We start from the raw sequence: 13,571 nt of genomic DNA, 5'->3' as shown, positions 1-13,571 counted from the left end.
CTGACGAAGCCGGCAGCAGGTCGTGCAGGCTGATGTTCTGCGATTTCATGGTGTTGGCGCAGGCGGCGAGCTCAATTCCGTCCTTCGAAATCGCGCCGACAAGCCGTGGCGTCGCATCCTGCCGCAATTGTACTCGATTGGGCGAAGCCTATCATTTGTGGCGGAGTGCGGCGAGTTCTTTGCGATCGGTCACAAGCATCGGTGCATTCGCCTGCCGCTGCGCGATTGACGGAAAGGATTTTGTCGTCCGTGCCGGCGAACCAAGCATTGCCAACTTCATCGTCCGGATTGTTGCGATTCCAGACCGCGATCTTCGTCGTGCCGGTGTAGGCGCAACACGAGCATCATGACTGCTCTCGGGAATAAGCAATGCTTGCCGCGCATCACTGTTCATGTGCGGCGATGGTGCCGTGCGGTACTGCGCAGGCTCGCTGCCTTGGTCGCGGCGACAGGAAGGCACGTTCAACGGCGCCTGAAGTTTTTGTTCATGCGACATGTGAAGCGCCCATCTTGACGCCACGCCCGGGCAGTCACACCTTTCCAGGAAGCCCAACGTTCATCGCCGGGCAGGCAAGTTGCCCAGTCAGGATGTTCGCCTTTGGAGGCCAGAACCCCGGTAAACCACGGATGTGGCGAGCGGGCTACAAACCGTCAAAAACCGGCCACCAATAGTGGATATTGATGAACTATTAAGCTTCCTGCCTGTTGATAAGGCAGAGGCTGCACGCGCCGTGCATTGCCGAAGTGAGTCGGTCGAGTGTCCAATGGACCCAGCGTGCCGACGCTGATTCGATCCTTGGACTCTGGTTGCGACTCGTTTCAGTCGTGCGGCGATACACATATCGTGGAGAGAGGGATCATGTACAACGATTCTTTGTTCAACGCCTTCGCCAGGTCGTTTGAAGCACGAAGCCAAACCGACATGTCGATGGCCGAGTATCTGGAGTCGTGTCGAAGCGATCCGATGCGATATGCCAATGCGGCCGAGCGCTTGTTAGCGGCGATCGGTGAGCCTCAGATGATTGACACGGCCAAGGACCCCCGCCTTGGCCGTATCTTTTTGAACCGGACGATACGCTCCTATCCAGCCTTTGCCGGCTTCTACGGCATGGAGGACACGATCGAGCGCGTCGTCGGCTTCTTCCGCCACGCCGCGCAAGGCCTAGAAGAGCGCAAGCAGATTCTCTATCTGCTCGGACCGGTCGGCGGCGGCAAATCGTCGCTTGCCGAACGCATCAAGGCGCTGATGGAGGTTCACCCCATCTACGTGCTGAAGGCCGGCGACGAGCTCTCGCCCGTGTTCGAGTCGCCGCTCGGCCTGTTCGATCCGGATCAGCTCGGGCCGATGATCGAGGAGAAGTACGGCATTCCGCGCCGCCGGCTGAGCGGGCTGATGTCGCCATGGGCCTACAAGCGGCTGGAAGCCTTCGGCGGCGACATCTCGCAATTCCGCGTCGCGCGTATCCAGCCGTCGCGGCTGCGCCAGATCGGCGTTGCGAAGACCGAGCCCGGCGACGAGAACAACCAGGACATCTCGTCCTTGGTCGGCAAGGTCGACATCCGCAAGCTGGAGACTTACGCCCAGAACGATCCCGACGCTTACAGCTATTCCGGTGGCCTCAACCGCGCCAACCAGGGTGTGCTTGAATTCGTCGAAATGTTCAAGGCTCCGATCAAGATGCTGCACCCGCTGCTGACGGCGACGCAGGAGGGCAACTACATCGGCACCGAGAATATCGGCGCGATCCCCTTCACCGGCGTGATCCTGGCGCACTCCAACGAGTCCGAGTGGCAGAGCTTCAAGACCAACAAGAACAACGAGGCCTTCATCGACCGCATCTGTGTCGTCAAGGTCCCGTACTGCCTGCGGACCACCGAGGAGCAGAAGATCTACGAGAAGCTGATCCAGACCTCCGAACTCGCCGCCGCGCCTTGCGCGCCGGCTACGCTGGAGACGCTGGCCCGCTTCTCGGTAATGTCGCGCCTGCGCCGGCACGAGAACTCGACGCTGTTTGCCAAGATGCGGGTCTATGACGGCGAGAGCCTGAAGGAATCGGACCCGAAGGCGCGCAGCGTGCAGGAGTACAAGGACGCAGCCGGCGTCGACGAAGGCATGGACGGCGTCTCGACCCGCTTTGCCTTCAAGGTGCTGGCCTCGACCTATAACCACGACACGACCGAGGTCGGCGCCGACGCAGTGCATCTGATGTACGTGCTGGAGCAGGCGATCCGCCGCGAGCAACTGCCCGATGAGGCCGAGAAGCGCTACCTCGAGTTCATCAAGGCCGATCTCGCGCCGCGCTATGCCGAGTTCATCGGTAACGAGATCCAGAAGGCCTATCTGGAATCCTATTCCGATTACGGCCAGAACCTGTTCGATCGCTACGTCGATTACGCCGACGCCTGGATCGAGGACCAGGACTTCAAGGATCCCGACACCGGGCAGTTGCTCAACCGCGAGCTTCTGAACCAGGAGCTGACCAAGATCGAAAAGCCTGCCGGCATCGCCAACCCGAAAGACTTCCGCAACGAGGTCGTTAAATTCTCGCTGCGGTCGCGGGCCCATAATGGCGGCAAGAACCCGAGCTGGACCTCCTACGAAAAAGTCCGCGACGTGATCGAAAAGCGGATATTCTCGCAGGTCGAGGATCTGCTTCCGGTCATCTCGTTCGGTTCCAAGAAGGACGGCGAGACCGAGAAGAAGCACGGCGAATTCGTCGAGCGGATGGTGGAGCGCGGTTATACCGAGCGCCAGGTTCGCCGCCTCGTCGAGTGGTACATGCGGGTGAAACAGGCCGGTTAGGGCATGATCCGAGAGACACGAAAACCGGCTTTCATGCTCAAATAGGGAAATGAGATCGTGGTGCGATATTCTATCATCGCATCATGATCCCTGAGGCGGATGCAACGTGGTCATTCATATCGTCGATCGGCGCCTGAATCCGGGTAGCAAGAGCCTGGAGAACCGCCAACGCTTCCTGCGGCGCGCCAAGGCGCTGGTGCAGGGGGCCGTGAAGAAGACGTCGCAAGACCGGGACATCAAGGACGTCCTGGAAGGCGGCGAGGTAACGATCCCGCTGGACGGCATGGATGAGCCGCGGTTCCGGCGCGAGGGCGGCACCCGCGACATGGTGCTGCCCGGCAACAAGAAGTACGTCGAAGGCGACTGGTTGCAGCGTCCGAACCAGAGTGGCGCCAAGGGTTCGGGGGCCGGTGAGGGCGATAGCGAGGACGCCTTCCGCTTCGTGCTCAGCCGCGAGGAGTTCGTCGACCTGTTCCTCGACGACCTCGAATTGCCAGATCTCGCCAAGCGCAAGCTGGCGGAAACCGAGAGCGAGGGGATCCAGCGCGCCGGCTACGCCACGTCAGGCTCGCCGGCGAACATCTCGATCAGCCGCACCGTGGGCCGCGCGCTGGCCCGGCGCGTGGCGCTGCGCCGGCCGCGCAAGGACGAGATCGAAGCCCTCGAGGCCGAACTCGCCGAATGCGACGATGCTACGCGCCGTACCGAATTGCTGGCCCAGCTTGAGGCCTTGATGGCCAAGAAGAAGCGGATCCCGTTCATCGATCCCATCGACATCCGCTACCGCCGTTTCGAGACGGTGCCGAAGCCGGTGGCGCAAGCGGTGATGTTCTGCCTGATGGACGTCTCGGGCTCGATGTCCGAACACATGAAAGACCTCGCCAAGCGGTTCTACATGCTGCTCTACGTCTTCCTGAGGCGGCGCTACAAGCACGTCGAGATCGTGTTCATCCGTCATACCGACCGCGCCGAGGAGGTCGACGAGGATACATTCTTCCACGGACCGGCCTCCGGCGGCACGCTGGTGTCGAGCGCGCTGGTTGCGATGAACGACATCGTCCGCACCCGCTTCCGCCCGTCCGACTGGAACATCTATGCTGCGCAGGCCTCCGACGGCGACAACATGACGTCGGATAGCGCGGTGACGGGCCATCTCCTGACCGATAAGATCCTGCCGGTCTGCCAGTTCTTCGCCTATCTCGAGGTGGGCGAGGCCGCCAACTACACCTTCGACATGCCGGACTCCTCGTTGTGGACGCTCTACGAACGCCTGCGCAACGACGGTGCGCCGCTGTCGATGCGCAAGGTCAGCGAGCGCGGCGAGATCTTCCCGGTGTTCCAGGACCTGTTCAAGCGCCGCAGCAAGCAGGAAAGGGTTGCGTGATGGGGGCTTCCGGCGGGCTGCTGTTCGAGGGCGCGGATTGGGATTTCCAGATCCTGCAGCGGGTGCACGACGCCTGCGAGGAGATCGCGCGCAAAGAGCTCGGGCTCGATGTCTATCCGAACCAGATCGAAGTGATCACCGCCGAGCAGATGCTGGACGCCTATTCGTCGGTCGGCATGCCGCTGTTCTACAAGCACTGGTCGTTCGGCAAGCAGTTCGCCTTCCAGGAGGCGTCCTATCGCAAGGGCCTGATGGGTCTCGCCTATGAGATCGTGATCAACTCATCGCCGTGTATTTCCTACCTGATGGAGGAGAACACCGCGACGATGCAGACGCTGGTGATCGCGCACGCAGCGTTCGGGCATAATCATTTCTTCAAGAACAACTATCTGTTCAAGCAGTGGACCGATGCCGACGGCATCCTCGACTATCTCGAATTCGCCAAGGGCTACATCGCGGCGTGCGAGGACCGTCATGGGCGGGAGGCGGTGGAGCGGACGGTCGATGCGGCACATTCGCTGATGTCGCATGGCATCGACCGCTATCCGGGAAAGAAGGTCCTCGACCTCCGTGCCGAGGAGAAGCGTGCCGGCGAGCGCCATCGGCACGAAGAGAGCATGTTCAACGATTTGTGGCGGACGGTGCCGAACGCCAAGGCGAAGACCAAGGCCACGCTCACCGCCGAGCGCCGCCGCGCGCTGCTCGGCCTGCCGCAGGAGAACATCCTCTATTTCCTGGAGAAGACCGCGCCGCGGCTGGCGCCCTGGCAGCGTGAGATCATCCGCATCGTGCGCCACATCGCGCAGTACTTCTATCCGCAGAGCCAGACCAAGGTGATGAACGAGGGCACCGCGACCTACGTCCATTACCGCATCATGAATCGGCTGCACGAGCAGGGCCGGCTTTCCGACGGCAATTTCCTCGAATTCCTGCAGTCGCACACCAATGTGGTGTTCCAGCCCGAATTCGACGATCGCCGCTACTCCGGCTTCAACCCTTACGCGCTCGGCTTTGCGATGATGCAGGACATCGAGCGCATCGTGAGCAAGCCGGAGGAGGAAGATCGCTACTGGTTCCCCGACATCGCCGGCAAGGGTGACGTGGAGGGCGTGCTGCGCGATATCTGGAGCAATTATCGTGACGAAAGCTTCATCAGCCAGTTCCTCAGCCCGGCGCTGATCCGCCGCTTCCGCATGTTCCACCTGCACGATGATCCCGCGGAAAGCGCCGGGATCAAGGTCGATGCCATCCACGACGAGCGCGGCTACCGCCGTGTCCGGCGCGAGCTGTCGCGGCAATACGACGTCGGCTTCGTCGACGCCAATATCGAGGTCGTCGATGTCGATCTTGCCGGCGATCGCCGGCTGATGCTGCGCCACACGACGGTGAAGGGTGCGCAGCTCAACGAGACCGACGCGCGGCGCGTGCTGCAGCACGTCGCCGATCTCTGGAGCTACGACGTTGCACTGACCGAGGTCGACGGGTCAGACAAGGTGCTGAAGGAATATGTCATCAGCCCCCGCGCCGCGGCGGTGGCGGCTTAGTGATCACAGCGAGTTAAATTCAGCGCAGGCTGGCGTTGAGCTTGTCCAGCGCGGCTGAGCCGGGGCAGAGCGCCTTTTCGTCCAGCGTGTTGAGCGGCGTCTCGACGGTGTCGAGATGGGTGTGCAGGTCGTCGGCATCCGGATCGACATAGAGCAGTCCGGTGACGATCTGGCCCTTGGCCGCATGCTTCTGCAGGAAGGTCTGGGCACCGAGCCGGTCATGCGGATCGTAGTCGGCGTCGAGTTTGCGCAGCGCGAGCTTGGTGCCGTCATGCTGCTCGACCACCTGCACGGTGCCCGGCGCGTAGTCGACGCTGATCGGATCGCGGCCGACCAGCACGTCGAGGCGGTTCACCGCGTCATTGTGCTCGCGGACATAGTCAAAACTCTTGGTCGAGCCGGCGTGGTTGTTGAAGGCGATGCAGGGGCTGATCACGTCAATAAAGGACGCGCCCTTGTGGCGGATCGCGGCTGCGATCAGCGGCACCAGCTGGGTCTTGTCCCCGGAGAAGCTGCGCGCCACGAAGGTGGCGCCGAGCTGCAGCGCGATCGCGACCAGGTCGATCGCATTGTCGGTGTTGGTGACGCCCTTCTTGGACTTCGAGCCGCGATCGGCGGTCGCCGAGAATTGCCCCTTGGTCAGGCCGTACACGCCGTTGTTCTCGACGATGTAGGTCATGTTGACGCCGCGACGGATCGAATGCGCGAACTGGCCGAAGCCGATCGAAGCGGAATCGCCGTCGCCGGAAACGCCGAGATAGATCAGGTCGCGATTCGCGAGGTTGGCGCCGGTCAGGACCGACGGCATGCGGCCGTGCACCGAATTGAAGCCGTGCGAATTGCCGAGGAAGTAGTCCGGCGTCTTCGACGAGCACCCGATGCCGGAAATCTTCGCCACCCGGTGCGGCGCTATCGACAGCTCATAGCAGGCCTCGATGATCGACGCCGTGATCGAGTCGTGGCCGCAGCCGGCGCACAGCGTCGAGATCTTGCCCTCATAGTCGCGGTGCGTGTAGCCGAGCTCGTTCTTCTTCAGGCCGGGATGATGAAATTTCGGCTTTGCAATGTAGGTCATGACACGGCCTTGCGGAGAGGGGTGACCTTGAGGTGGTCCTGGTGGTCGCCGATTGAACTGGCGATGAAGCGGGCGGTGATCGGGGTGCCATCATAGTGCAGGATCGGCACCAGACGCACCGGGTCAATGCCGTTCTCGTTGACGATCAGCTGACGGAGCTGGGCGTCGCGGTTCTGCTCGACCACGTAAACAAAATCATGGTCGGCGATGAAGCTCGCGACGCTGGAGTGGAACGGGAAGGCGCGGATGCGCAGGCGATCGAGGTGATGGCCGCGCGACTCCAGCAGGCCGATCGCCTCGTCCATCGCAGGCGAGGTCGAGCCGAAATAGATCACGCCGTATTTGGTCGGCTTGGCCGCATTGGCCTGCAGCGGCCGCGGCACCATGTCCTGCGCGGTCTCGAACTTGCGTACCAGGCGCTGCATGTTGTCGGCGTAGACGGCGCCTTCCTCCGAGTAACGCGCATAGCGGTCGCGCGATGTGCCGCGGGTGAAGTAGGAGCCCTTGGTCGGATGCGTGCCGGGATAGGTGCGATAGGGGATGCCGTCGCCGTCGACGTCGAGATAGCGGCCGAAATCACGGCCCTCGTCGAGCATGTCAGCGGTCATCACCTTGCCGCGGTCATATTGCCGCGCGTCGTCCCACTTCAGCGGGCGGCTCAGCCGGTGGTTCATGCCGATGTCGAGGTCGAGCATCACGAAGATCGTGGTTTGCAGCCGCTCGGCGAGATCGAACGCGGCGGCGGCGAACTCGAAGGCCTCCGCCGGATCCTCAGGGAACAGCAGCACATGCTTGGTGTCGCCATGGGACGCATAGGCGCAGGAGATGACGTCACATTGCTGGGTGCGGGTCGGCATGCCCGTCGAGGGGCCGGCGCGCTGGATGTTCATGATCACGGCCGGGATCTCGGCGAAATAGGACAGGCCGATGAACTCGGTCATCAGGGAGATGCCCGGACCCGAGGTCGCGGTGAAGGCCCGCGCGCCGTTCCAGGAGGCGCCGATCACGATGCCGATTGAGGCAAGCTCGTCCTCGCCCTGCACGATGGCGTATTTCGCCTTTCCGGTCGCGGGATCGTGGCGGTACTTCTTGCAATGAGCGGTGAAAGCTTCGGCAACCGACGACGACGGCGTGATCGGATACCAGGCGCAGACGGTCGCACCGCCATAGACGGCACCGAGCGCCGCTGCGCTGTTGCCTTCGATGAAGATGCGGTCGCCGACCTTGTCTGATTTCTTCACCCGCAGCCCGATCGGGCATTTCAGGTTCTGCAGCGCCCAGTCGCGGCCGAGATGCAGCGCGTGGACGTTGGAGGACAAGAGCTTCTCCTTGCCCTTGTACTGCTCGCCGATCAGCTGCTCGACCAGCTTGGGGTCGAGGTCGAGCAGCGCGCAGAGCGCGCCGAGATAGATGATGTTCTTGAACAGCTGGCGCTGCCGCGGATCGGTGTAGGTCGAGTTGGTGATCGCGGTCAGCGGCACGCCGATGACGCTGATGTCCTCGCGAAACTTCGACGTCGGCATCGGCTTGGTCGAATCGTAGAACAGATAGCCGCCGGGCTCGATCGAGGCGACATCCTTGTCCCAGGTCTGCGGATTCATCGCCACCATCAGGTCGACGCCGCCGCGGGCACCGAGATGGCCTGCCTCGGTGACGCGCACCTCGTACCAGGTCGGCAGACCCTGGATGTTGGAGGGGAAGATATTGCGTGGGCTCACCGGTACGCCGTGGCGCAGGATCGAACGCGCGAACAGTTCGTTGGCAGAGGCGGAGCCCGAGCCGTTAACGTTGGCGAAGCGGACGACGAAGTCGTTTACGCTGCTGATCGGGCTTTGGACTGACATGTTGATCCCGCTTGAACCATATCGATGAGGTATTTTTGCATATCCCAGGCGCCGGTCGGACAGCGCTCGGCGCACAGTCCGCAGTGCAGGCAGACGTCTTCGTCCTTTGCCATCACCCGCCCGGTCTTCAGGCCGTCGGCGACATAGATCGCCTGGTCGTGATGCGGCGAGGGGGCCTTCAGCCGCTGCCGCAAATCATCCTCTTCGCCGTTTTTGGTGAAGGTGATGCAGTCCATCGGGCAGATGTCGACGCAGGCGTCGCATTCGATGCAGAGCGGCGCGGAAAACACCGTCTGCACGTCGCAGTTCAGGCAGCGCTGCGCCTCGCCGAGCGCGAGCTTGAGGTCGTAGCCGAGCTCGACCTCGGTGCGAATATCCTTCAGCGCGATCACCTTGTCGCGATGCGGCACCTTGTAGCGTTTGTCCGCCGAGATGTCGTTGTCGTAGCTCCACTCGTGGATGCCCATCTTCTGCGAGGAGATGTCCACCTCCGGCAGCGGCCGCTCGGTGATGTCCTCGCCGGACAGCAGCTTGTGGATCGAGAGCGCGGCGTCGTGGCCTTGCGCCACCGCCCAGATGATGTTCTTCGGCCCGAACGCCGCGTCGCCGCCGAAGAACACCTTCGGGTTGGTCGAGGCGAACGTCTTGGGATCGACTTTCGGCATGTGCCATTTGTCGAATTCGACGCCGCAATCGGCTTCGATCCAGGGAAACGCATTCTCCTGGCCGACCGCGACCAGCACGTCGTCGCAGGGAATGGTCTGATCGGGTTCGCCCGAGGGCACCAGATTGCGGCGGCCGTTGGCGTCGTATTCGGCTTTGACCTGCCGGAAAGTGACGCCGATCAGCTTGCCGCTGACATGTTTGAAGGCCACCGGGACCATGTAGTTGAGGATCGGGATGTCCTCGTGCAGGGCGTCTTCCTTCTCCCAGGGCGAGGCCTTCATTTCCTCGAAGCCGGAGCGGACGATCACCTTGACGCTGTCGCCGCCGAGGCGGCGCGCGGTGCGGCAGCAGTCCATCGCGGTGTTGCCGCCGCCCAGCACGATGACGCGGCGGCCGATCTTCTCGATATGGCCGAACGAGACCGACGACAGCCACTCGATGCCGATATGGATGTTGGCGGCGGCTTCCTTTCGGCCGGGAATCTCGAGCTCGCGGCCGCGCGGCGCGCCGGAACCTACGAAGATCGCGTCATAGTTCTCGGTCAACAGCTGCTTCAGGCTGTCGACGCGATGGCCGCCCTTGAAGTCAACGCCGATGTCGAGGATGTAGTCGGTCTCCTCGTCGATCACGCTGTCGGGCAGCCGGAACTTTGGAATCTGGCTGCGCATCATGCCGCCGGCCTTGGGATCGGCGTCGAACACGGTGCAGTGATAGCCGAGCGGCACGAGATCGCGGGCCACCGTAAGCGAAGCGGGGCCGCCGCCAACCAGCGCAATGCGCTTGCCGTTCTTTGCGCCCGCCTTCGGCAGGCGATGCTTGATGTCGTCCTTGAAGTCGGCGGCGACGCGCTTCAGGCGGCAGATCGCGACCGGTGTTTCCTCGACGCGTCCGCGGCGGCACGCGGGCTCGCACGGACGGTCGCAGGTGCGTCCCAGGATTCCGGGAAACACGTTCGACTTCCAATTGATCATGTAGGCGTCGCTGTAACGCCCGTCAGCAATCAACCGGATGTACTCGGGAACAGGAGTGTGTGCGGGACAGGCCCATTGGCAATCGACTACTTTATGAAAGTAATCCGGCGCCGAGATATCAGTCGGTTTCATTCCTACCTTCGACCCGCGCGAAAATGCCAGAGAGCGCGGCCTTATTGTTGACGACGAACGCTCACGCGACGTTGTTCTGGTTTTTGAATTGGATCATAGGGTTATCTTATTAGACCCGTTCCAGAGAAGGCAAAGGCAAATTTGCGCGATCAGCAGCTTTCGCGTGGCTGACGTGCGTGGGGCGCTCGTCTCGATGGCGCTATGCGGCAGTGCAATATGGTGCGCCGCCGCATTCGGTGTGCCTAGAGCGTTTTCGAGCGAAGTGGATGCCGGTTCGCGTGAAGAAAACGCGTCAAAAAAAATCTGGAGCCCCGTTCCGATTCGATCGGAACGGAAAAGGCTCTAGCCGCGTGGAAGGTCGCTCTTCGCGATGTCCCACAGCAGCCGATAGACCCCACGCGTGACGACCAGCGGCTTGAACGCGGCGTTATCCATGATACGCGCCGCGGCGGCCGGGACGGCACTCACATCGGTGGCATCGATCAGCACGAACCAGTCGCCCGCGCCGGGATCGTCCGTCGCAGCGTCTGATGTGAGCGGCTTCGACAGTACCGGATCGTTCTCCAGCAGGTGCATCGAGATGATGCCGTCGAGCGCCGACGGATCGAGCTGCTCCCGCAAGGCATCGCGAAGTCTGTCCGCGCCGGCGGCGGGCGGACGCAGGCGGATGATGCCGAGCGCCGCGCCTCTGCCAGTGCCGCGGCTGATGGTGATGCGCGCAACTCCGCGGATCATGTTTTTGAAGTTTGCGATGTTGGCCTTTGACCATTCGGTCTGGTTGGCAAGCGCCGTGCGGTAGGCCGGGCTGTCGAGCACGTCGAAGGTCGCGGTCGAATACAGGCTCAGATATTTCGGCTTGCCGTCATGGGCGACGTAGCGGCGCGCTTCGAGGAATCCATCGATCGCTACCCGTTCTTCGAGATGCTCGCGGTCGTACCAGCGATTGAATTCAGCCTCGTGTAAGCTGTCGACATCCATCGATGTCAGCAGCATGCCCTGTCCGGCGATCGGCATCGTTTGCTCCTGTGTGCCTGTTTTGATTGCTGAATATCGCCGAAGGTCCGATGCAACGGAAGCCGGTTCCTGCGGCTGAAACCGGCTCAGACCAAGGATTGCCACAATTGCTGCAATTCTGTTCAGCGCGGGTTCACGGACACTGTATTTCCATTCGCCCGTAGCATTGCTGAAATGAAAAAAGGGGACGCCACGATGGCGCGAATTCTGTGGGCATTGATCGTCGGTCTTGTGTCGCTGGCGTCGCTTCCGGCGCATGCGCAGGACCAGGAGAAGCGGCTCGCGCTCGTCGTCGGCAATGGTGCCTATCAGGCGGGAGCGCTGCAGACCGCCGCCAACGATGCCGGACTGATCGCGCAGACTTTGCAAGCGGCGGGCTTCGACGTGATCGGCGCGCGTGACCTCGATGGCGAGACGCTGCGCAAATCCTTCCGCGATTTCGTCCAGAAGGTGCAGGACGCCGGACCGAACTCCGTCGCCTTCGTCTATCTGGCGGGCTACGGCGTCCAGCTTACCGGCGAAAACTACTTCGTGCCCGTCGACGCCAAGATCGCGCGCGACACCGACGTGCCGGTCGAAGCGATCAGGATGACCGACTACACCCACCAGCTCTCGGCGCTGGGGATCAAGGCCAGCGTGATCGTGCTCGATGCGGCGCGCAGCAACCCGTTCGCCAAGGACGGCCAGCCGCTGGCCGGCGGGCTTGCGCTGGTTGATCCTGATCCGAAGATGCTGATCGCCTTCAACTCGGCGCCCGGCACCGTTGCTCCCGATGGCGCGCCACCCTATGGCCCCTACGCCCAGGCGCTGGCGGAAATGATCCGCACCGGTGGCCTTAGCCTGCCTGATGTGTTCGACCGGGTTCGGCTGCGCGTCAACGACATGACCAAGGGCGCGCAGATTCCGTGGGACGCGCAGAAGATCGACGCGCCCTTCGTGTTCTTCGAGCGCAAGCCGGATGCGCCGCCGGCCCAGACCGACGCCGGAATGCGCACCAAGCCGATCCGCGATTTCTCGGCGCAGGATGCCTATGCGGCGGCGCTGGAGCGCGACACGCTGCAGGGCTACCAGGATTACCTGCAGGCCTATCCGAACGATCTGCTCGCCAGGCGCGTCCGCGCGATCGTCGCGGCGCGGCGCGAGGCGATCACCTGGCGTCGCACCTACAGCGCCGATACGCCGCCGGCCTATTGGTCCTATCTCAACCGCTATCCGCGCGGGCCGCATGCGTACGACGCGCGGCGCCGGCTGGCCTATCTCTCGGCTGCGATGGAGCCGCCGGCGCAGTTCGCGCCGATCGACTACGATGTACCGCCGCCGCCGCCCGATGAAGTCGTCTATGTCGACCGTCCGGTGCTCTATTACGGCGACCCGGAGTTTGCCTTCGCACCGCCGCCCCCGCCGCCGCTGTTCTTCCTGCCGCCGCCGCCGCCGGATTTCGTGGTGCTTGCGCCGCCGCCGGTGCCGATCGGCCTGTTCGTGCTGCCGAGCCCATTCTTCGTGGCGATGCCGGCCTATGTCGCCGCGCCGGCCTATATCGTGCCGCCGCCGAATAACATCGTGTTCAACAACATCCACAACACGACCGTGATCAACACCGTGATCAACAATCCCAATCCGACGCCGGCGCAACTCGCTGCGGCCGGCGTGAGGCCGACGGTCCCCGGTGGCCCGATATCGAGGGGACCATCGTTGCCGGCTGCCGCGGTGCAGCGCGCCAATCTGGTGCAGCCGGGCGGTCCGCAAGGTGGTCAGCCGGGGCTTGGCGCGAGGACCGCACCGGTGCAGCCGGGCGCAGTGCCGAGCACCATCGCTCCCGCTGGCCCTGGTGCGCCGGGCGTTCACACCTTGCCGGGTGCCAGGAATGGACCGCCGCTGCCGGCGACAGCGACCGCGCCCGCCGCCCCGGCGCAACCTGGCGTCAGGCCGAACACGTTGACGCCCGCCAAGCCCGCCACGGCCCTGGCGCCGGCTAACGTCCCGGCGCAGGTGGGCGGGAAGCCTGCCCCGGCGACGACGACGACCGCGCCGGCGAGCACGGGCAAGCCGCCGCTGACCCATGCGGTGACAGCGCCGACCAGCACCGTGAAGCCCGCGACCGCGACGCCTCGGACATCAGCGGTCCGCGCGGCGCCGGC

At 63.2% G+C, this 13,571-nt stretch carries 9 protein-coding genes; 4 read left to right on the top strand and 5 right to left on the bottom strand.

Going from position 1 to position 13,571, the window contains the following annotated elements:
- Positions 1-151 precede the first annotated feature (151 nt).
- Positions 152-496: a hypothetical protein gene (locus tag UP09_RS37445; protein ID WP_156164476.1), complete on the bottom strand. Its 345-nt coding sequence runs from the start codon at positions 494-496 to the stop codon at positions 152-154.
- Positions 497-859: 363 nt separating this feature from the next.
- Between UP09_RS37445 and UP09_RS06100 the strand changes: the two genes are divergently transcribed.
- From UP09_RS06100 to UP09_RS06090, 3 genes are all read left to right on the top strand, one after another.
- The gene (locus UP09_RS06100; protein ID WP_044537181.1) at positions 860-2,803 is read left to right on the top strand and encodes a PrkA family serine protein kinase; all 1,944 of its coding nucleotides are present in this window, start codon (positions 860-862) and stop codon (positions 2,801-2,803) included.
- A 112-nt stretch (positions 2,804-2,915) separates the two neighbouring features.
- Positions 2,916-4,187 carry a YeaH/YhbH family protein gene (locus tag UP09_RS06095; RefSeq protein ID WP_197082620.1) on the top strand — a complete coding sequence of 424 codons (1,272 nt, stop codon included), beginning with the start codon at positions 2,916-2,918 and terminating at the stop codon, positions 4,185-4,187.
- Complete coding sequence (locus UP09_RS06090; RefSeq protein ID WP_044537179.1) at positions 4,187-5,731, top strand: SpoVR family protein; 1,545 nt, start codon at positions 4,187-4,189, stop codon at positions 5,729-5,731. The genes UP09_RS06095 and UP09_RS06090 overlap by 1 nt, the downstream gene beginning before the upstream one ends.
- A 19-nt stretch (positions 5,732-5,750) precedes the next feature.
- Here UP09_RS06090 and UP09_RS06085 read toward each other — a convergent pair whose 3' ends face one another.
- The 4 genes from UP09_RS06085 to UP09_RS06070 form a co-directional block, all read right to left on the bottom strand.
- Positions 5,751-6,806 carry a 2-oxoacid:ferredoxin oxidoreductase subunit beta gene (locus UP09_RS06085; protein ID WP_044537178.1) on the bottom strand — a complete coding sequence of 352 codons (1,056 nt, stop codon included), beginning with the start codon at positions 6,804-6,806 and terminating at the stop codon, positions 5,751-5,753.
- Positions 6,803-8,650, bottom strand: a complete 1,848-nt coding sequence (locus UP09_RS06080) for a 2-oxoacid:acceptor oxidoreductase subunit alpha (RefSeq protein ID WP_044537177.1) — start codon at positions 8,648-8,650, stop codon at positions 6,803-6,805. Before UP09_RS06080 ends, UP09_RS06085 begins: the two co-directional genes overlap by 4 nt.
- Complete coding sequence (locus tag UP09_RS06075; RefSeq protein ID WP_044537176.1) at positions 8,620-10,419, bottom strand: FAD-dependent oxidoreductase; 1,800 nt, start codon at positions 10,417-10,419, stop codon at positions 8,620-8,622. The genes UP09_RS06080 and UP09_RS06075 overlap by 31 nt, the downstream gene beginning before the upstream one ends.
- Positions 10,420-10,761: 342 nt before the next feature.
- A complete protein-coding gene (locus tag UP09_RS06070; RefSeq protein WP_044537175.1) occupies positions 10,762-11,433 on the bottom strand; it encodes a DUF4286 family protein in 672 nt (223 codons plus the stop codon).
- A 195-nt stretch (positions 11,434-11,628) separates the two neighbouring features.
- Between UP09_RS06070 and UP09_RS06065 the strand changes: the two genes are divergently transcribed.
- Positions 11,629-13,571, top strand: a 1,943-nt coding sequence (locus UP09_RS06065; RefSeq protein WP_044537174.1) for a caspase family protein, incomplete at its 3' end; no start/stop codon positions are given.

Origin of the sequence: Bradyrhizobium sp. LTSP885, from assembly GCF_000938305.1 — a bacterium.
Lineage (GTDB): Bacteria > Pseudomonadota > Alphaproteobacteria > Rhizobiales > Xanthobacteraceae > Bradyrhizobium.
Note: the sequence above shows the minus strand (reverse complement) of the source record. Positions and strands in the feature narration are given on the sequence as shown.